Origin of the sequence: Dolichospermum sp. UHCC 0315A (assembly GCF_008121535.1) — a bacterium.
GTDB classification, from domain to species: Bacteria; Cyanobacteriota; Cyanobacteriia; order Cyanobacteriales; family Nostocaceae; genus Dolichospermum; species Dolichospermum lemmermannii.
Genome location: NZ_CP043056.1, coordinates 1,255,270 through 1,274,529 on the forward strand (window position 1 = coordinate 1,255,270; position 19,260 = coordinate 1,274,529).

Genomic DNA, 19,260 nt, shown 5'->3' on the forward strand with positions numbered 1-19,260 from the left:
ATATTTATCAATAATTTATGTCGAGTTCAGATTTCAATACTGTTAAGAATGAAAATCAATTCTAGCTTAGTTTAATTTAGTCAAAAAACAAGCTGCTGTTCACCTCTATATTGCTCGATCAAAAGAGGGAAATATGATCATGGCTGCTTCCAAATTTGAAGCTGCTTTTGCACAGTTGCAATCTGAAATTAGTAACTGTGAAAAGTCTGTACTCAAGATGATAAAGGTTAAAAAAAATATGCCTGATACCACAGAGATGAAAAATGAAATTAATGCTAAATTGCGAACAACTAATGTAGCAATTGTTGGGATGGCTTCTATTTTTCCCCAGGCGAAGAATTTACAGGAATACTGGGAAAATATTATTCAGAAAGTGGATTGTATTACTGATGTTCCGGCTTCCCGTTGGCAAATAGATGATTATTATGATCCAGATCCCAAAACACCGGATAAAACCTATTGTAAACGGGGTGGTTTTTTACCAGATATTGATTTTAATCCCATGGAATTTGGCTTACCTCCTAATATTTTGGAGGTGACAGATATTTCTCAATTACTCGGTTTGGTAGTGGCAAAAGAGGCATTAGAAGATGCTGGTTATGGGACATCTCGCCAATTTAATCACGAACGAACAGGAGTAATATTAGGAGTAGCAATTGGTAGACAATTGGCTGTTCCTTTAGGTGCAAGATTGCAAGATCCACTTTGGAAAAAAGTTCTCAAAAATAGTGGTTTATCAGATGAAGATAGCCAGAAAATTATTGAAAAACTCAAAAGTGGATATGTGCAATGGGACGAAAATGCCTTCCCCGGAATGTTAGCTAATGTGATTTCTGGACGTATCGCCAACCGTCTGGATTTGGGCGGAATGAATTGCGTAGTGGATGCAGCCTGCGCGAGTTCGCTAGGTGCATTAAGAATGGCTATTAGCGAGTTAGTAGAACATCGCGCCGACATGATGATAACTGGCGGGGTGGATACGGATAACTCAATTTTCGCCTATATGTGCTTCAGTAAAACCCCTGCTGTTTCCCCTGGAGAAAAGGTAAGACCCTTTGATACTAATGCAGATGGAATGCTATTAGGAGAAGGCGTGGGAATGCTGGTACTTAAACGCCTAGAAGATGCCCAACGAGATGGCGATCGCATCTATGCAGTCATTAAAGGGATGGGCAGTTCTAGCGATGGCAAGTATAAAAGTATTTACGCACCTCGTGCAGAAGGACAAATCAGCTCTTTGGTTCGTGCCTATATAGATGCAGGTGTTTCTCCTGCTAGTGTAGGATTAATCGAAGCACATGGCACGGGAACGATGGTAGGAGATCCTACAGAATTTACATCTATTACCAGCGTTTTTAGCGAAAATAACCCGAAAAAACAGCATATTGCTTTGGGAACTGTCAAATCTCAAATTGGACATACTAAGGCGGCGGCTGGTGCAGCTAGTCTCATCAAAGCGGCTTTAGCGTTGCACCACAAAGTCTTACCACCGACGATTAATGTCAGTAAACCCCATCCTAAACTGAATATTGAGAACTCCCCATTTTATTTAAATACGGAAACTAGACCTTGGGTAAGTCATCCTACCCAACCAAGAAGGGCAGGAGTCAGTGCTTTTGGCTTTGGTGGTACAAATTATCACGTTGTCCTGGAAGAATACGAGCATGAACATCATCACCCTTACCGTTTACACCATAGGCCAGAATCCTTACTGCTATTTGCCCCCACCCCTTCAGAGTTGTTATCTCGTTGTCAACAAATCCAGCAACAATTACAGATTGAGGGTAAAGAAAGACACTATCAACAATTAATTACTGATTCTCAAACCAGGAAAATTCCCGTTAATTATGCCAGAATGGGCTTTGTAGCTAATGATTTAGCGCAAGCTGAGGAATTACTAAAAATTGCGATTGCAGGGCTAAAACAGAAGCCTGAAGCCGAATCCTGGGAACATCCTCAAGGGATTTACTACCGTCAAAAGGGGATAAATCCGACAGGTAAAGTAGTGGCTTTGTTTTCTGGACAAGGTTCACAATACTTAGAAATGGGGCGGGAGTTGGTGATGAATTTTCCCTGCTTGCGCCAAACCTATACGCACATGGATAGCCTTTTGTGTGAGGACGGGTTACAGCCCTTGTCAACGGTAGTATTTCCTCAGCCTGTTTTTGATGAAGCACAAAAGCAAGTTCAGTTAGCAACGTTGCAAAAAACTGAATATGCACAACCAGCAATTGGAGTATTTAGTGCGGGTTTATATAAAATTTTGCAACAAGCTGGATTTAAACCTGATTTTGTTGCTGGTCATAGCTTTGGTGAATTAACAGCTTTGTGGGTTGCAGGTGTATTAAATGAAGAAGATTATTTGTTCTTAGCAAAAGCTAGAGGACAAGCTATGGCTGCACCAGCAAATCCCAATTTTGATGCTGGAGGAATGTTAGCTGTTAAAGGAGATATTCAGCAGATAACGGCAGTAATTAAAAAGTTTCCCCAGGTAGCAGTTGCTAATAAAAATTCTCAGCACCAAATAGTATTAGCTGGGAAGAAAGAGGAAATTAGTCAAGTCCAAGATATTCTCAAAAAACAAGGCTTTACTACTTTTTTATTAGGAGTTTCCGCCGCATTTCATACACCATTAGTATCTCATGCTCAAAAACCTTTTGCCCAAGCTGTTGAAAAAGTAAATTTCAACGAAGCACAAATTCCCGTTTATACTAATGTTACAGGTGGCTGTTATCCTCAAGAACCCCACGCTATCCAAAAAATCCTCAAAGAACAATTGTTCAATCAGGTATTATTTCAGCAGGAAATTGAAAATATTTATGCTGCTGGTGGTTATTGTTTTGTGGAATTTGGTCCTAAAAATGTGCTTACCAATTTGGTAAAAGAGATTTTAAATGATCAACCCCATATAGCTATAGCTGTAAATGCAAATCATACCAAAAATAGCGACAAAACTCTTCGACAAGCCATAGTTCAATTGCAGGTAGCTGGGTTATCTTTGCAAAATTTAGATCCCTATCAAGTCGTAACTAAAATTCCCGAAATTCCTCAACAAAAAGTTTTGAATGTGCGGTTAAATAGTACCAATATTACCGAAAGAACTCAAAAAGCCTTTGCGAAAGCCTTAGAAAATGGTCATCATGTAGGGGTGATATCTTCCCAACCAACAATTAACGAAAATCATCAACCACAGGGTAACGAAAAGCCTCCAACTTCACTCAACGGTAAATTAGAACAAGTAGAAATTCACCCTCAAAATTCTGAAAAAGTTATTCACAGCTTAGAAAATTTCATCACAGAATTTAGCCAGCAACAACGGGATATTATCCATGTTCATGAACAATCTTTGCAAAATCAAACAGAATACACAAAGACATTTTCTCAATTAATGCAGCAGCAGTATTCATTATTGGGAAATAATGAACCTACAGAACATCAATCTCAAACTCAGCAATTAGCAATTTCCAATTCTGAACAGAACATGATGCGGTTTCATGATCATCAAGGTGATACCCTCCGCATTCATGAACAATATCTCAAATATCAACATGAATATACCCAAAATTACTTTCAACTTCTGCAAAAACATTTTCATTTACTGACTTCAGAAAATAAAGTCATCAATTATGTAAATCATCCTCAACCCACTTTTTCTCCCCAAATTCAACAAGACTTAGAAAATGATGAAAAAACAGACTTATCTCCAGCTCTTCCTCTCTGTGCCTCCGCGCCTCTGCGTGAAGAAAAAATCATCCCAAATATAGATAAAGCTACCCTTAGTCAAACTCTACTAAACGTTGTCAGTGATAAAACAGGCTACCCAGTAGAAATGTTAGAACTGTCAATGGATATGGAAGCAGATTTAGGAATTGATTCTATCAAACGAGTCGAAATTTTAGGAGGTTTATTAGAAATATATCCCGATTTACCTAAACCCAACCCCGAAGAACTGGGACAATTAAGAACTTTGGAACAAATTGCCGAATATATGCAAACTTTAGTTTCAGATATCTTAAATCAACAGATAGAAACATCAACCGCAATTATTACCACAGAGGTATTAGTAGAAGTTCCTCAACCGGAATTAATAACATCCACACCTGAAATTGAAGAACAAAAAGTAGAAGTAGAAATTCCCGCAGATTTAAGCGATATTCTGTTAACAGTTGTCAGTGATAAAACAGGCTACCCAGTAGAAATGTTAGAACTGTCAATGGATATGGAAGCAGATTTGGGAATTGATTCTATCAAACGGGTAGAAATTTTAGGAGGTTTATTAGAACTATATCCCGATTTACCTAAACCCAACCTCGAAGAAATTGGAGAATTGAGAACTTTGTCCGAAATTGCCACTTATATGCAGCAACAAGCCCAGGGAATTTCTAATTTATTGACTGAAGAAATAGTAGAGATCACAACAACCACATTTCTGCCAAATATCCGCCGCAGTATTGCCAAATTACAGCAACTTCCCACACCTGATAGTTTAGAATTTTCTCTTCCTGAAAACCACATTGTATTAATAACTGATGATGGTTCTTCTGCTACTGAAAAATTAGCAGAAAGTTTGACAGCTAAAGGTTGGAAAACTGTAGTTTTAAGTTTCCCTGGAATTGATTCAAATATTCATAAAGGAATCAATAGAGTAGTTTTAACTGATTGGAATGAAGAAAATTTACAACAACAGTTAGAACAGATTGCTGATAATTATGGTACTGTAGCTGCATTTATTCATCTCCACCCAGCAACACCATTAGACATAGATAAATCCATTCTGCGTCACGTCTTCCTAATCGCTAAATACCTGAAAGAACCACTCAACGAAGCCGCAAAATTTGGCCGCAGTTGTTTTATTAACGTTGCGCGTTTAGATGGTGAATTTGGATTAGGAGAAACCCATGATTTTAGTGCAATTTCCGGAGGATTATTCGGACTTAGCAAGAGTATTAATCAAGAATGGGAAAATGTATTTTGTCGTTCCCTTGACTTAAATCCAGAAATAGATCCAGAAACATCTGTAAAACATATCCTCGCGGAAATTCATGATTCAAACTTATTAATTCAAGAAGTAGGATATAGCAAAAAAGGAAGAGTCACTTTAATTGCAGACTTCAGCCCATTACCAACTACTAATTCTCAAAGAGAGATTACCAAAGATCAAGTTTTTCTAGTTAGTGGTGGTGCAAAAGGAATCACAGCCCAATGTGTCATTAAAATCGCCCAGCAATATCAATGCAAATTTATTCTTTTAGGGCGTTCCAGTCCAGAAGCTGAACCAGTTTGGGCAGAAAATTGCGAAAATGAAGCAGAATTAAAACAGCGAATTTTAGAAAATTTCCAAGCCCAAGGGGAAAAAGCAACACCAATAATGGTACAGAAAAAGTATCAAGCAATTTCCTCACAGCGAGAAATTCAAAATACTCTTAAAGCCATTGAACAAGCAGGAGGAAAAGCAGAATATCTGAGCATAGATATTACCGACACAGTATTACTAGAATCAAAACTTGCAGATGTAATTGAACGTTTTGGGGCGATAACTGGCATAATTCATGGTGCAGGAAACTTAGCTGATAAACGCATTGAAAAAAAATCAATTCAGGATTTTGAAAATGTTTATGCAGCTAAAGTTAAAGGTTTAGAAAATCTTCTACGGTGTGTACCAGCGAGTCAATTGGAATATTTAGTTTTGTTTTCTTCTGTGGTGGGATTTTATGGCAATGTGGGACAATCAGATTATGCCATAGCCAATGAAATCCTGAACAAATCTGCCCATTTAATTAAACATAATTACCCCAATTGTCATGTCATGGCTATTAACTGGGGTCCCTGGGAAAGTGGCATGGTATCATCAGAACTAAAGAAAGCTTTTGCAGAAAGAGGAATTGAAGTTATTCCCGTAGAGACAGGAACAGAAATATTAGTTAATGAACTAACTACCGCTAATCAAGACACAGTTCAATTAGTGATTGGTAGTCCCTTAATTTATGTTCCTGCAACCTTATCCAATGAGTTAAAAACCTATCGAATTAACCGCCAATTAACATTAGCCGAAAACCCATTTTTACATGATCATGTTATCCTCGGTCGTCCCGTACTTCCTGCCACCTGTGGGTTATTATGGATGACTAATGCTTGTGAACAACTCTATCCTGGATTTACAGCCTTTGGTTCTCCCAATTTCAAAGTTTTAAAAGGCATAGTTTTTGATGAAACCTCAACAAATGAGTATGTTTTAGAAATTCAAGAACTTGCAAAACATGAAAATCAGAAAATAGAATTTGCTGCTAAAATTAGTAGTAAGACATCAGACGGGAAAATCCGCTATCATTTCAGCACAAATCTAATTCTCAAACGAGAAATCCCCACACCTCCTAATTATGGAAACCTGAACTTTAATCAGGATGAAAATCTCCTCAAAACCAATCAAGAATTATATCAAGTAAATGCTTCTAGCCTATTTCATGGAGTCACCTTTCAAGGCGTAAAATCAGTTTTAAATACCAGCCCTAGTCAGATAACGATTGAATGCTACTTACCAGAACCCACAGCACAGCAACAGGGACAATTTCCAGTGCAAACATTCAATCCCTATATAGCAGATGTCCAGATTCATTCTCTCTGGATTTGGACACAACACTTTCATCAAGTTGGATGTTTACCATCAGAAATTAAGAACTTTGAACAATTTGCAAAAGTGCCTTTTGGTGAGACATTTTATGTAACTTGTGAAGTGCAATCAAAGACAGAATCATCGGTGGTTACAGATGTGATTACCTATGGTCATCAAGGACAAATTTATAATCGCATGATTGGTGCTAAAGGAACAATTCTACCTCAACAAATAGTCAAAGATTAGATTTTTTTCACGCAGAGACGCAGAGGCACGGAGAGAATTAAGAGTGTATTTATCTGCAAATATTTTTTCTGTGTCCTCTGTTTCGGTTAGTTTATAAAAAAATGGAGAATCATAATGAAATCAATTGCACAAAATCAAAAGTTAGCAATTGTCGGTATGGATTGTTTTGTGAGTAGTTCACCAACATTAAATAAGTTTGAACGTCTGATTTATGAAGGTAAGCAAAATTCAGTTACATCTGAAAATTATCAGCAAACTCCTTTAAGTCGAGAGGTGATCAATTCTGCGCTGGAAGATGCTAAAATTCAACCAGATAGAAAGATAGCTTTAATCATCATTTCTCCCACAGAAAATTCTGCTAAATTAGCTAATTATATTTCTGCTGAATTAGCATTTTTTGCCGAAGAAAATTCGCTTTTATCAGCCTTGGATGTCAGTAAACAATTATTAATTTCCCAACAAGTTGAAGCTGTTTTAATTGTCGGGATAGATAAGAATTACCCGATAGAAATTAATCCGACTGGATATGCTTTCAGTTATGACGAAAAAGCTCAGAGGATCATAAAAACAGCAGGTACTGCCGCAGTAGTATTACAACTGTATGAAACAGCCAAGCAACGAAATCATTGCATCTATGCAGTCATTGATGGTTTGAGTGTAGTGAAAGATGCTCCAAATCATCCAGAAACTGTTAAGCAAGCTTGTCAAGAGGCGTTTCAAATAGCAGATGTTAATGCCGCAGATATTAGTTATTTGGAAGTTGTTGCTAGTGGGATTCCTAACGCAGATATAGCGGAAATTCAAGGTTTAATATCGGCTTATCAGACAGGGGCAGAAAATCTGAGTTGTGCCCTGGGTAGTGTTAAAGCAAATATTGGCAATACACAAGCCTCTGCGGGCATATTTAGCCTCATTAAAACCGCACTTTGTTTATATTATCGTTATATTCCCGGTGTTCCCCAATGGTTCAATCCTAAACAGCCAGAAATTTGGCACGGAAGCCCCTTTTATGTAGCCGTAGAATCAAAACCTTGGTTTTTAGAACCTGGTGCGACTAAAAGAATAGCTGCGGTAAATATAATGGAAGAAGATAATATTTATGGACATTTAATTTTGTCAGAAGAAATCAGCCAGATAGAACGCAGTAGTCAATATTTAGCAGAAATGTCCTATTATTTATTTCCCATTGCGGCTGATGATCGTGCTTCTTTATTAACACAAATTACCGCACTTCAACAAAGTCTCACAGATGTTTCTTCTCTATCACAACTTGCTAGTGATTATTTCCAAAAATATCAGCAATATCAACAATCGACTTACGCTTTAGCAATTCTTTCACGACATCCAGAAGAATTAAAACGAGAAACTGAAAGGGCAATTCAGGGAGTGAAAATTGCTTTTGCTACTGGCAAAGATTGGCAAACTCCTCTTGGTAGTTATTTTACAGTTAATCCCCAAGGAAAAAAAGGTCATGTTGCTTTTGTTTATCCTGGTTCTTTTACTTCTTATATAGGAATGGGACGAAATATTTTCCGTCTTTTCCCTCAACTCTATGATGATGTTGTCGTTAAAAGCGTTTATAATCGAGCCGCTGACATTGAAAAATTTATCTATCCTCGCAGCATTAATAAATTATCAAAAAGACAACTAGAAACTATAGAACAAAAATTAATAAATGATCCAGTTTCTATGCTGGAATGGGAAGTTGGTTTAGCGAGATTAATGACAGTAATGCTGAAAAATCACTTTCGCATTCAGTCCCCCTATGCTTTTGGATATAGCCTTGGTGAAACTAGCATGATGTTAGCACAAGGGGTCTGGACTAGCTTTAAAAGTACCAGTGATTATTTGAATTCATCCCCTTTATTTAAAACCCGGCTATCTGGTCAAAAAAATGCAGTTCGTCAGCATTGGGGATTACCTTTAATTCATGCAGGTAAAAGCGAAGAATTTTGGAGTAACTATATTTTGATATGTTCCTTTTCCCTAGTCCAAGAAGTTCTAAAAAATGAAAGTTGGGTTTATATCGTTTTAATTAATACACCTGAAGAGGTCATTATTGCTGGTGAAACTCAAGCTTGTGAAAGAGTTATTCAAACATTAAAATGTGACGCTTTTCCAACATCAATTAATCATGTAATTCATTGTGAACCAATGCACTCTGAATATGATGAATTAGTAAAAGTCAATACCTTACCTAGCCAAGGAAATTCAAAAACAATTTTCTACTCTGCGGCAGAATACGCACCCATGAAAATTGATAGTAATTTAATAGGCAAAAATATTGCTAAAGCCCTTTGTCACCAACTTGATTTTCCTCGCTTAGTTAATCGTGCCTACAATGATAATATCAGAATCTTTATTGAAGTTGGTGTTGGTAGTAACTGTAGTCGGTGGATTAGCGAAATTCTCAAAGACAAAGAACATCTAGCTGTATCTCTAAATAGAAGAGGTGTAGATGATCATACCTCCATTATTAAAGCCTTAGCTAAGCTATTTAGTCATCGAGTTGAATTGGATTTATCACCTTTATATTCTTTTCCCAACATCAAATTGGATCAAGATCATGCTTGCGAAAATCAGTCATCTTTTCCAGATACTTCCTTATTAAATTATGAACACAAAATAAAATCCACCCCTAATTATAAAAGTTTAAATGATCATCATGTCCGGCTGGCTAAAGCACACGGATTTTTATTAAAGTCCCGGCAAACATCACTTCAACAACTTAGTCTCTTTCTCCAGCAGCAATTAGATTTGTACAAAAAAATGGTGATCCAAGTTAGAAAAGAAAAGTAGAAATACAGAGTAATTCTTGTGAATCTATTGTGGGATAGGCATCTTGCCTGTCCAAAACATTTAAATTGATGATTAGAGGTTAAATAACGTGGTTAATTCAGAAAACAAATATCAACAACAACTCAAATTTTCTCCTTCAATGAATAACAATTATCAAGGATGGCAAGGCGATTTAAATACTGTGTCTTTTGATGCAGTAAATATTAAAAGTAAACTGATGAATTTAAATTCTCCTTGTTATATTCTGAATAAAGAAGGACAAATTGGTATTAGCAATGAAGGCAGTTTATCATATAGTGCTAACGGTAAAACTCAGAAATTGGAAATGCTTTTAACTGTTCCTACTATCGGATTTCATCAATTAGGTGATCCAACTTTTCTAGAGTTCTACGGCGTAAAATATGCCTATATGACTGGGGCAATGGCTCAAGGTATTGCATCTGAAGAAATGGTAATTACCTTGGGAAAAGCCAACATTTTAAGCTCCTTTGGTGCAGGAGGTTTATCTCCTTCCCGGATAGAAACAGCAATTCACAAAATTCAACAAGCTTTGCATAACAAATCTTATGTTTTTAACTTGCTTCATAGTCCTAGCGAACCTGCTATTGAACGGCGTTTAATTGATTTGTATTTACAGCATCAAGTCAGAATAATTGAAGCCTCTGCATTCTTAGATTTGAGTGATAATATCGTCTACTATCGGGCTGCTGGACTAAGTTTAAATTCAGCTAATGACATTGAAATCAAAAATAAAATTATTGCCAAAGTTTCCCGTCGAGAAGTTGCCACTAAATTCCTCCAACCTGCACCCACAAAAATCCTCACCCAATTAGTTGAACAAGGATTAATTAGCGAATTGCAAGCTAATCTTGCCGCGAAGATTCCTATGGCTGATGATATTACCGTAGAAGCAGATTCAGGAGGACATACAGATAATCGTCCCTTGGTTTGTTTATTACCTTCTATCTTAGAATTAAGAGACGAAATTCAACGTAAATATTGTTATAAACAACCCGTAAGAATTGGGGTAGCTGGGGGAATTTCCACACCCCAATCAGCACTAGCAGCCTTAATGATGGGTGCAGCTTATATTGTCACCGGTTCTATTAATCAATCTTGCCTTGAAGCTGGGACTTCTGAATATACAAAAAAGCTCCTAGCTGAAGCAGAAATGACTGATGTAATGATGGCACCCGCAGCAGATATGTTTGAAATGGGAGTCAAATTACAGGTTCTTAAACGGGGAACTCTTTTCCCCCTTCGCGCTCAAAAACTAGGGGAATTATACAGAAATTATAATTCCTTTGCCGAAATTCCTCCAGATGAAATAGAAAAGTTAGAAAAACAAATTCTGCGAAAAACAATTGCCGAAATTTGGCAAGAAACATCTACTTATTTATCCCAACGTAACCCAGAAAAATTAAGCAAAGCAGCTAATAATCCTAAATTAAAAATGGCATTAATATTTCGCTGGTATTTAGGACTATCTTCCCGGTGGTCAAATACTGGAGAAAAAGGTCGAGAAATTGATTATCAAATCTGGTGTGGCCCAGCAATGGGAAGTTTTAATAATTGGGTACGTCATTCTTACTTAGCAGATATCAATAATCGTCGAGTAGTTGATATAGCTGATCAAATTATGACAGGTGCAGCGTATTTATATCGTATTCAAAACTTAAAAATTCAAGGCTTACAAATGCCAGAAGAATTCAGCCAATATCATCCACAAAATTTGTAGTTAGCACTATACAGCATTTCCTCTGTGATCTCTGTGCCTCTGTGGTTCGTTATCAAAATACAATAATGCCCACAACATAAACAAATCAAATTAGATTTATATGCAAGTGAGGGATAAATCCCTCACTACCAACAACGGTGATAAAAATGGCTATAAATAGAAAATTAGGACAGCTAGAAGAAACAATGGAAATCCTGAATCAACGAGCTAAAACATGGAACTTAGTTACCATTAGCCGGATTCAAGGAAATATTCAAGAAACGGTTCTCAGACAGTCTTTAGATATTATTCAATATCGTCATCCTGCGCTTAATGCTCATATTATTAATTCTAGAAATTCCTACTATTATCAGTCCAAAGGTACAGGAAAACTTCCTTTGCAAGTTGTTAATATTAGAGAAAGTCAGGAATGGGAAGCAATCGTTAATACAGAAATGAATCAGGTAATTGATAGTAGTAAATATCTGCTACGAGTCGTACTTGTAAAAATATTAAATCAGCAGAATATTAATTATCTAATTACAACTACACATCATGCTATTACCGACGGTTTATCAAGCATCCAACTTCATTCAGAAATTTTAACCTACTGTCAAAAAATTACCGGAGGTAAATCCATTCCAGCAGTTACTACGTTAGAACCACTTCCACCCATTGAAAAACTATTACCTCCATGGACAAATAGTTTTAAAGGCAAACTAGGGAGAATTGCTTTATTATTAAATCTCGCACTGCAAAAATATTGGAATCAACCAAAAACATTAGGAGTAGAAAAATATGTTCCCATTTCTCAACGGCGTTGCGAAATCATTCATAGACAACTTAGCGAAGAATCAACACAACAGTTTATTCAGCAATGCAGACAAGAAAACACTACAGTACAAAGTGCTTTATGTGCGGCATTAATGTTAACAGTCTCCAAACAACTGACTAAAAGCCATGAAGATAATATTCGAGTTAGTTGTTTATCATATCTTGATTTAAGAAGACGGTTACAACCAGAAATTAGTCAAGAAAATATGACGGTTTTAGCCGCCTCTATCATGGGATTTTATCGAATTACTAATAATATATCTTTTTGGGAATTAGGGCGAAAAGTCAAACATAATCTCAATAAAAAAATTCACCAAGGAGAAATTTTTCAAATGATATATCTAGCTAAACATTTGATAAATTTTTCTTTGCTATTCCCGAATCAAGTATCTGCTACAGTCTCAGTTTCTAACGTTGGTAAAGTTAATATTCCCCATAGCTATGGTGAGTTAGAAATAGAAGAAATCAGTTTTGTTGGTTCTCATGCTTTATATGCAGGAATGTTTATTGTTCACGCTGCTACTTTTCAAGAAAAAATGACTTTAAATTTTGTTTTTTCTCAACCTGCACTTAATCGCAAAACCATGGAAAAACTTGTTGATAATTGCATTGATTATATCATGAATATCTCATCTCATTACTTAATACCAGGAGGTACATAAATGAATAACAATCTCTCTCATTCCCTACCCGACAACCAAGATAACGCCACTAAAATTCAAACTTGGTTAGTTTCCGAAATTTCCTCTTTACTGGGAGTTAATCCAGAAGAAATAAATATTCGTGAACCTTTAGATAGTTACGGTTTAGACTCAGCACAAACCATAATTATCGCTAGTAGAGCCGAAAAGTTTTTGGGATTTAAATTATCACTTATCCACCTATGGTATTATCCCACCATTGAAGAACTTTCTCTCAGATTATCTGAAGAATTAGAAAATTCCCAGTCAGAAATTATCCAGATATAACCTCTACAAATTCTGTTTAATTACTGATAAACCAGTTTTTCCTCCTTGATTATTGGGACACTTCGCTAGATTAGGATAGCCTAATTCAGCCAGGTGTCCTCTTTTCTAACTTCCTATTTTTAAATACAGGAAATTTTGTTATGAACGCAGCAGAAATTTTAGCAAAACTCACTCAACAAGGTGTCTTATTCTGGTCAGAAAATAGCAAGCTAAATATTCGTTCTCCCAAGGGTGTAATTACTCCAGAAATACAAATAGAAATAGCTACATATAAAGAAGATATTTTAGCATTAATCCAGGAAATGAATGTTACTAATAACTATGCCCATGAACCTTTAACTCAAGGTATTAGTTTACAAACTATTGGTAAATTAATTGGTGGCTTTTCTGGAGAATCACCCACAGGATATCAAGCACCAATTATTAATCCTCAATTCATGGCTGAAAACTTAAAAGTTACTTTTAGACCTTTACCCGATAATTATCATCATCAAGTTATTGTCAGATTTCGCCAACAATTAATTTTCTATCTGCAAAAGCATGGTGTGAAAGTAATTCCCTGGAAAGAAGCCACAACCGAATTAAAACATACCATTAAAATCCCCATTATTAACTGGCATAAATCTTTAAAAATGCAGAGTGTCAGAGCAGATATTGATGCTGTAATAGACGTAGAAAGACCAAATTCATGGTTAAGAAAATTAGGAATATTTATAGCTGAGGCTTGGTATAAGTTATCTTATACATGGTTGAAAGAAAAACAGCAAATGTCCGTTATCGAAATTGCTAAATTAAGTAGTTGGGCGGAAGATCATGCTGCCAAATATGTCGAAGATCCGACAAATACACAAGTAATAATTCTCACTGATATAGATGCTGAATTTGTTAATCCACTCACACCTTATTCAGAAAAAATTCGCATTGGTATCAATACACTAATTAAAACCTTTTCAGAAATTGTTATTGGTGTATCTGATGAAAAATTTTCTATTTTGAATATGAATCTTTCTGATTCTAAATTCGCTCCCAATGAAATTGAGAATTTTGCTTTAAAATCACTTATCCCTAAAGTATTTGTCCCCATTACTCCATTATTAATTAGTCGCTTTGAACTAGGAGAATATAATCCTCATCTATCAAACTATGCCGGAAAGCTGGTAAAATTAGGGCAAGAATTAGCATCTACAGGTTTATTTCCCGCCGGATTTAAATTAGATGAAGTTATTAGAAGAAAATCCCATAGAGACATTGTTAATGTCATCGTTAATGGCAGAACAGGAGTATCTTATGGTTTTGTGGCTTATGCTGAACCTCCTCATTATGTCGGTAAGCCAGAAATCACTATTGATGAATGGGAAAATTTATTACCTGTAGCCGGATTTAGTAGTCATGAACTTCGCCAAAATGAACAAGGTAGACGTTTTATTAAACTGACTATTAATGCAGAAAATAGATTTAAGCAAATACCTGATATTTGGTTAGTTAGTTCTCGTTCCGGGGCAAATAAAACGGATTTAAACATTGATTCTGATATTCTTCGCATTGGTTTACAAGATAAATTACATCTGCAATTACCATTAGGAAGTAATTCAAGAAAAGCAGATATCAAACCTTCCTATGATATCTATGTCATGTTAGCTATTAGTCTGGCTGCGGCTTTATATACACCAGAATTAATCGCCAATGGTGCGCCCATAGTTCACTTTCATGGCTATCCTAGTTTTGATTGGTTTCAAGACAATGAATATTGTGTGGGGATGAATAATCCTTCTGTACCTTGTGGAACTTATGAATCAGGGGTTTTCAATTTTCTAGGAATTGCTGATTTAGGTGATCAAATAATAAATGATGCCAATTTAATTAGCTTAGTAGAACCAGATCATGGCACAAATTTTATTGCCAGTGATTTAGAATATTTAGTAAATAGGTTAAAAGCTGGGTGCGTAACTGGACAAATTGAACTAGGTGGGAAAAATTTTCCTTCTCTTAAGAATCAGTAACAAGATCCCCGACTTCTTGAAGAAGTCGGGGATCTGGGGGATCTGACTACTATATGCCGGCTGGATAAATGTCCATTTTTGCGCCGTTGGGTGAGAATTGTGGCAGGATAGAAAGAAGCCTGTGCAACATCACAGACTTAAAAGGGTGTTGTTTTGCTTCAGAAACCGTCAAGAAGATTGTTAGTTTCGCACTGTCAACGAAAAATTTGGCGGAAGGGATATACTATCCTCTGAATGTTAGTGAATTGCAGAACAAGCTATAGCGGTTGTCAGTTGCATGAAAACATCCAGTTATCATCAAACTTTTCAGCCTGTTCCCCGTTCCCGGCTACATATACTCCCCACCCTGACTAGGAAATGAATCCAGAAAACTCAGAAACTTACATAAATCATCCAACTTGGGGTTTACTCTATAGGATCTGTATGGTTGATGAGAACCAGGATCTGTTTACCACACTCTACGCCCAACGCTTATTTTTTCTGGTAACAACTGAGCTTAAAGCCCTGAAATTTCAGCCAATTGGCCGGACTGAAGCCAGAATGATGCTGGAAAATCGCCTACGGACTTTGCGCCGCAGTGGTAATTCTCAAGAGTACGAGCAACTTCAAGGTGTATTTCAGCGCACATTCCAATGAATAGTTCACTTAGCGATCGCCTTACTCAAATTCGCGCCTCACTCCCATCTACAGTGAGGTTGATTGCTGTTACAAAAAGAGTATCTACCGAATTAATGCGGGAAGCATACACCGCAGGAGTTCGTGATTTTGCCGAAAGTCGCATCCAAGAAGCTGCCAGTAAACAAGCCGAATTGCAAGATCTATCGGATATTACCTGGCACTTAATTGGACATCTGCAAACGAACAAGGCCAGAAAAGCCTTAGAACTATTTCAATGGATTCACTCCGTTGATAACTTGCCGCTGGCACAACGCTTAAATACTCTAGCGCAAGAACTGGGAGTGAATCCGAATGTATGCTTACAAGTCAAAATTCTCCCCGACGCGAATAAATCTGGTTGGATGGTTCCAGAATTATTAGCTGACTTGGCAGCACTCAACCAATGTCAAAATTTACAAATTCAAGGTTTGATGACAATTCCGCCGCAAGGTTTGGCGGCTGGAGAAATTTTAACACTATTTAATAGTACGTATGAATTAGCACAAACCATCAAATCAAAAAATTGGCCAAATATTACAATGCAGCAATTATCAATGGGTATGTCTGGTGATTACCAATTGGCAGTGCAAGCAGGAGCAACAATGGTACGATTAGGTACAATTTTGTTTGGTGAACGAGCGTAGATATAGCTGTAGCCTTGGTTCTAAACACCATGATTGGCAATTGGTTGCGAATTTATTCTGTCAAAAAATACAATAATCTCATAAGTAATGCTTAATTGCAAAGGTGGTCAGACCCCCTTTATTTTTAATGATCATTAGGCTACAATTTTAACTCAATGTTACAGATTCGTTAATGTGCAGGCATTAACATAAGTATCTGTTGATAATTGAGAATTTGTACTAAAGAGTAAAATCAGTAGTACAATTGCTACGTCCAACATCTACTATAGTTACGACTACTGCCTAAAAGGAACTTTAATGTAACTTATAGCCAGGAAAATTAGGGGAATTTTAATCCGGGAGCGTACAACATGAGTAATATATTTTCCAAACTCAGGGACTTTGTTGGTTTGAATGAGCAGGTAGAATACGAATACTACGAAGAAGAAGCTGATACAGCCAATAACTATCAAAACATCTATCAGCAAGAAAATCCTCAACCAGCGCCACAGGAAGCCACTCCTGCCAATCGGCGTTGGCGGGAAAATCCACCTACCAGTACAGAAGAAGTAGCTGCAACAGTATCCAAACCTATGAGTAACGTTATTGGTATGCCAGGCGCAATTAATGGAATCTCTGAAGTTCTAGTCCTCGAACCTCGCACATTTGAAGAAATGCCCCAAGCGATTCAAGCACTGCGCGAACGCAAATCAGTAGTATTAAACTTGACCATTATGGACCCCGACCAAGCTCAACGTGCAGTTGACTTTGTTGCCGGTGGTACTTATGCCTTAGACGGACATCAAGAACGAATTGGTGAAAGCATCTTCTTGTTTACTCCCAGTTGCGTGCAAGTTAGCACTCAAGGTGGTTTAATACATGAAGTGCCTATCAGCCAAGCTCGTCCCGCTCGTCCCGCAGCGACAGCAGCAACGACCGCTTGGGGAAATGAACCCACTCGGATGGCACAGTAAGGTAAATTAGTCATTAGTTCTGATAATTAATTGACCACTAACTAGTGACTAATCAAAATGAATATAAAATTTGGCTTAATTGGCGGTGGGGTAATGGGAGAAGCTCTATTATCCCGCCTTATTGTCAGTGGTATTTATCAAGGCTCAGAAATCATCGTCAGTGAACCCCAGGCTGAACGTCGCGGCTATTTAGAGCAGCAATATGGGGTGGTTGTAACTACGGATAATAGCTTGGTGTTAGGGGCAGCAAAAACAGCGGTGATGTTGGCAATCAAACCCCAAATATTTAGTGCTGTAGCCCAAGAATTAGCAGATATCCTGCCCACAGAACATTCACCCCTGATCATTTCTATCCTCGCGGGTGTAACTTTAAAACAATTAGAAGCAGCCTTTCCCCAAGTTCCCATAATTCGGGCTATGCCTAACACTCCCGCTACAGTAGGTGCAGGTGTAACCGCAATTTCTTTAGGTGCTTATACTCATCTCCATCACCAACAAACAGCACAGCAGATTTTTACCGCTGTGGGGGAAGTGGTGGAAGTATCGGAAAGTCTCATGGATGCAGTGACAGGATTATCTGGTAGTGGACCGGCTTATGTGGCATTGATGATCGAAGCTTTAGCTGATGGGGGTGTGGCTGTGGGTTTACCAAGAGCGATCGCTCAACAACTAGCTGTACAAACGGTCTTAGGAACAGCCACACTGTTACAAGAAACAAAAATCCACCCAGCGGAACTCAAGGATAGAGTTACCAGTCCTGGTGGGACAACCATTGCCGGTGTCAGCGCCTTGGAAAAAGCCGGTTTTCGTTCCGCTATCATTGAAGCCGTCAAAGCCTCGAAAGAACGCGCTCAGGAATTGGGGAAAGGGTGATAAGTGAAGTTTTTTTATGATATGCAGCACGGGAAATTACAAAATACAGCGGTTTATGGTTGAAAACCCAGAAATATCCACTCCCTCTTAACCACGTTTAGTGGGTAAAATACGCACCCTAGATTGGGCTTTGTCAACTGTTAGCAACGCACCGGAAAAAAGAGAAGATTCAAACTGGTTCAGGGCTGAAATTACTATATTTTCAATGCTACTAGGCAAAATATCCTGAGTCCGAACCTGAATAACACTGGGAGTATTTGCACCTGTGGCAGCTAACAGAGAACCGAAGTCTAAATCGTGGGTAAAGACGATATATCCATTAGTTCTTGCCCACTCCATAATTACCGAATCTTTCTCACGGGTATCGCCAACGGTAGACCAATGGACAGCGATAATATTATACCTCCCAAAAACCGCTACCCAATCGGGGGAAAGATTCATATCAATCAAAATTTTCATGCACTTATCAACGGGACTTCAATTTCTTCAGCCCGCCATGCAGCATAGGCAAGAGCTTCATAGATATCTGCTTCTTCAAGGTATGGGTAAGCCTTGAGAATATCATTTGTACTGTGTCCAGATGCCATTAAGCCAACGATAGTACCAACTGTGATACGCATTCCCCGGATGCAGGGTTTGCCGCCCATTACTTCTGGGTTGCGGGTAATTCTGGTGAGGTTTTGCATAGCTGATTAGATTGGAAAACCAGAAATGGCTGCGTTAATATTTTCCATTATCACTCTTTTTTACTGAATTTCCCAAGGCTGCAATTGAAAGCAAAAAGTTTTTACTAGTTTTTTGGGATTGTTTTTGAGTTGCTTTATAGCGCAGGTAATCAACAAAATTGATGAGTTCAGTAAGTGAATTTTCAGGCAATGTTTTAATTGACTCAATAATCTGCTCTCGGTTTTTGGTTAAAGTATCCATATCTTTATCTGAATAAATGCTGCTTACTTCAA

The 19,260-nt window shown here is 37.5% G+C and carries 13 protein-coding genes; 10 read left to right on the forward strand and 3 right to left on the reverse strand.

Annotated features, from left to right (window positions below):
* Positions 1-139 precede the first annotated feature (139 nt).
* The 10 genes from BMF77_RS05750 to proC all read left to right on the forward strand — a co-directional run bounded on the left by BMF77_RS05750 (position 140) and on the right by proC (position 18,301).
* The gene (locus BMF77_RS05750; RefSeq protein ID WP_148761342.1) at positions 140-6,856 is read left to right on the forward strand and encodes a type I polyketide synthase; all 6,717 of its coding nucleotides are present in this window, start codon (positions 140-142) and stop codon (positions 6,854-6,856) included.
* A 114-nt stretch (positions 6,857-6,970) separates the two neighbouring features.
* On the forward strand, positions 6,971-9,655 hold the full coding sequence (locus BMF77_RS05755; protein WP_148761344.1) for a PfaB family protein: 2,685 nt from the start codon (positions 6,971-6,973) through the stop codon (positions 9,653-9,655).
* A gap of 139 nt (positions 9,656-9,794) precedes the next feature.
* Positions 9,795-11,393 carry a PfaD family polyunsaturated fatty acid/polyketide biosynthesis protein gene (locus tag BMF77_RS05760; RefSeq protein ID WP_148766824.1) on the forward strand — a complete coding sequence of 533 codons (1,599 nt, stop codon included), beginning with the start codon at positions 9,795-9,797 and terminating at the stop codon, positions 11,391-11,393.
* A gap of 146 nt (positions 11,394-11,539) precedes the next feature.
* Positions 11,540-12,868, forward strand: coding sequence for a condensation domain-containing protein (locus tag BMF77_RS05765; RefSeq protein WP_148761345.1), 1,329 nt, complete (start codon positions 11,540-11,542; stop codon positions 12,866-12,868).
* Positions 12,869-13,174: a phosphopantetheine-binding protein gene (locus tag BMF77_RS05770; RefSeq protein ID WP_148761347.1), complete on the forward strand. Its 306-nt coding sequence runs from the start codon at positions 12,869-12,871 to the stop codon at positions 13,172-13,174.
* A 140-nt stretch (positions 13,175-13,314) separates the two neighbouring features.
* On the forward strand, positions 13,315-15,174 hold the full coding sequence (locus tag BMF77_RS05775) for a hypothetical protein (RefSeq protein ID WP_148761349.1): 1,860 nt from the start codon (positions 13,315-13,317) through the stop codon (positions 15,172-15,174).
* Positions 15,175-15,531: 357 nt separating this feature from the next.
* Positions 15,532-15,810 carry a transcriptional coactivator PipX gene (gene pipX / locus BMF77_RS05780; protein ID WP_015078590.1) on the forward strand — a complete coding sequence of 93 codons (279 nt, stop codon included), beginning with the start codon at positions 15,532-15,534 and terminating at the stop codon, positions 15,808-15,810.
* Entirely contained in the window at positions 15,807-16,475 is a 669-nt protein-coding gene (locus BMF77_RS05785; protein WP_148761351.1) for a YggS family pyridoxal phosphate-dependent enzyme, read from the forward strand. Before pipX ends, BMF77_RS05785 begins: the two co-directional genes overlap by 4 nt.
* Before the next feature lie 350 nt (positions 16,476-16,825).
* Positions 16,826-17,428: a cell division protein SepF gene (locus tag BMF77_RS05790; RefSeq protein ID WP_148761353.1), complete on the forward strand. Its 603-nt coding sequence runs from the start codon at positions 16,826-16,828 to the stop codon at positions 17,426-17,428.
* Between the two features lie 57 nt (positions 17,429-17,485).
* The gene (proC, locus tag BMF77_RS05795; RefSeq protein ID WP_148761355.1) at positions 17,486-18,301 is read left to right on the forward strand and encodes a pyrroline-5-carboxylate reductase; all 816 of its coding nucleotides are present in this window, start codon (positions 17,486-17,488) and stop codon (positions 18,299-18,301) included.
* 87 nt (positions 18,302-18,388) lie between these two features.
* On the opposite strand, the gene BMF77_RS05800 is transcribed toward proC, so the two are convergent.
* Genes BMF77_RS05800 through BMF77_RS05810 form a run of 3 tightly spaced genes read right to left on the reverse strand, consistent with a single transcriptional unit; the run spans position 18,389 to position 19,228 of the window.
* Positions 18,389-18,760 carry a DUF5615 family PIN-like protein gene (locus BMF77_RS05800; RefSeq protein ID WP_148761357.1) on the reverse strand — a complete coding sequence of 124 codons (372 nt, stop codon included), beginning with the start codon at positions 18,758-18,760 and terminating at the stop codon, positions 18,389-18,391.
* On the reverse strand, positions 18,757-18,987 hold the full coding sequence (locus tag BMF77_RS05805) for a DUF433 domain-containing protein (RefSeq protein ID WP_148761359.1): 231 nt from the start codon (positions 18,985-18,987) through the stop codon (positions 18,757-18,759). The genes BMF77_RS05800 and BMF77_RS05805 overlap by 4 nt, the downstream gene beginning before the upstream one ends.
* Before the next feature lie 34 nt (positions 18,988-19,021).
* Positions 19,022-19,228, reverse strand: coding sequence for a DUF2281 domain-containing protein (locus tag BMF77_RS05810; RefSeq protein ID WP_148761361.1), 207 nt, complete (start codon positions 19,226-19,228; stop codon positions 19,022-19,024).
* Positions 19,229-19,260 lie beyond the last annotated feature (32 nt).

Bases quoted from the DNA above. Each gene is read 5' to 3' on its own strand.
- BMF77_RS05810 (WP_148761361.1), bottom strand. From the start codon at position 19,228: ATGGATACTTTAACCAAAAACCGAGAGCAGATTATTGAGTCAATTAAA.
- BMF77_RS05775 (WP_148761349.1), top strand. From the start codon at position 13,315: ATGAACGCAGCAGAAATTTTAGCAAAACTCACTCAACAAGGTGTCTTA.
- BMF77_RS05760 (WP_148766824.1), top strand. From the start codon at position 9,795: ATGAATAACAATTATCAAGGATGGCAAGGCGATTTAAATACTGTGTCT.
- BMF77_RS05765 (WP_148761345.1), top strand. From the start codon at position 11,540: ATGGCTATAAATAGAAAATTAGGACAGCTAGAAGAAACAATGGAAATC.
- BMF77_RS05800 (WP_148761357.1), bottom strand. From the start codon at position 18,760: ATGAAAATTTTGATTGATATGAATCTTTCCCCCGATTGGGTAGCGGTT.
- BMF77_RS05805 (WP_148761359.1), bottom strand. From the start codon at position 18,987: ATGCAAAACCTCACCAGAATTACCCGCAACCCAGAAGTAATGGGCGGC.
- BMF77_RS05750 (WP_148761342.1), top strand. From the start codon at position 140: ATGGCTGCTTCCAAATTTGAAGCTGCTTTTGCACAGTTGCAATCTGAA.
- proC (WP_148761355.1), top strand. From the start codon at position 17,486: ATGAATATAAAATTTGGCTTAATTGGCGGTGGGGTAATGGGAGAAGCT.
- BMF77_RS05785 (WP_148761351.1), top strand. From the start codon at position 15,807: ATGAATAGTTCACTTAGCGATCGCCTTACTCAAATTCGCGCCTCACTC.
- BMF77_RS05790 (WP_148761353.1), top strand. From the start codon at position 16,826: ATGAGTAATATATTTTCCAAACTCAGGGACTTTGTTGGTTTGAATGAG.
- BMF77_RS05770 (WP_148761347.1), top strand. From the start codon at position 12,869: ATGAATAACAATCTCTCTCATTCCCTACCCGACAACCAAGATAACGCC.
- pipX (WP_015078590.1), top strand. From the start codon at position 15,532: ATGAATCCAGAAAACTCAGAAACTTACATAAATCATCCAACTTGGGGT.
- BMF77_RS05755 (WP_148761344.1), top strand. From the start codon at position 6,971: ATGAAATCAATTGCACAAAATCAAAAGTTAGCAATTGTCGGTATGGAT.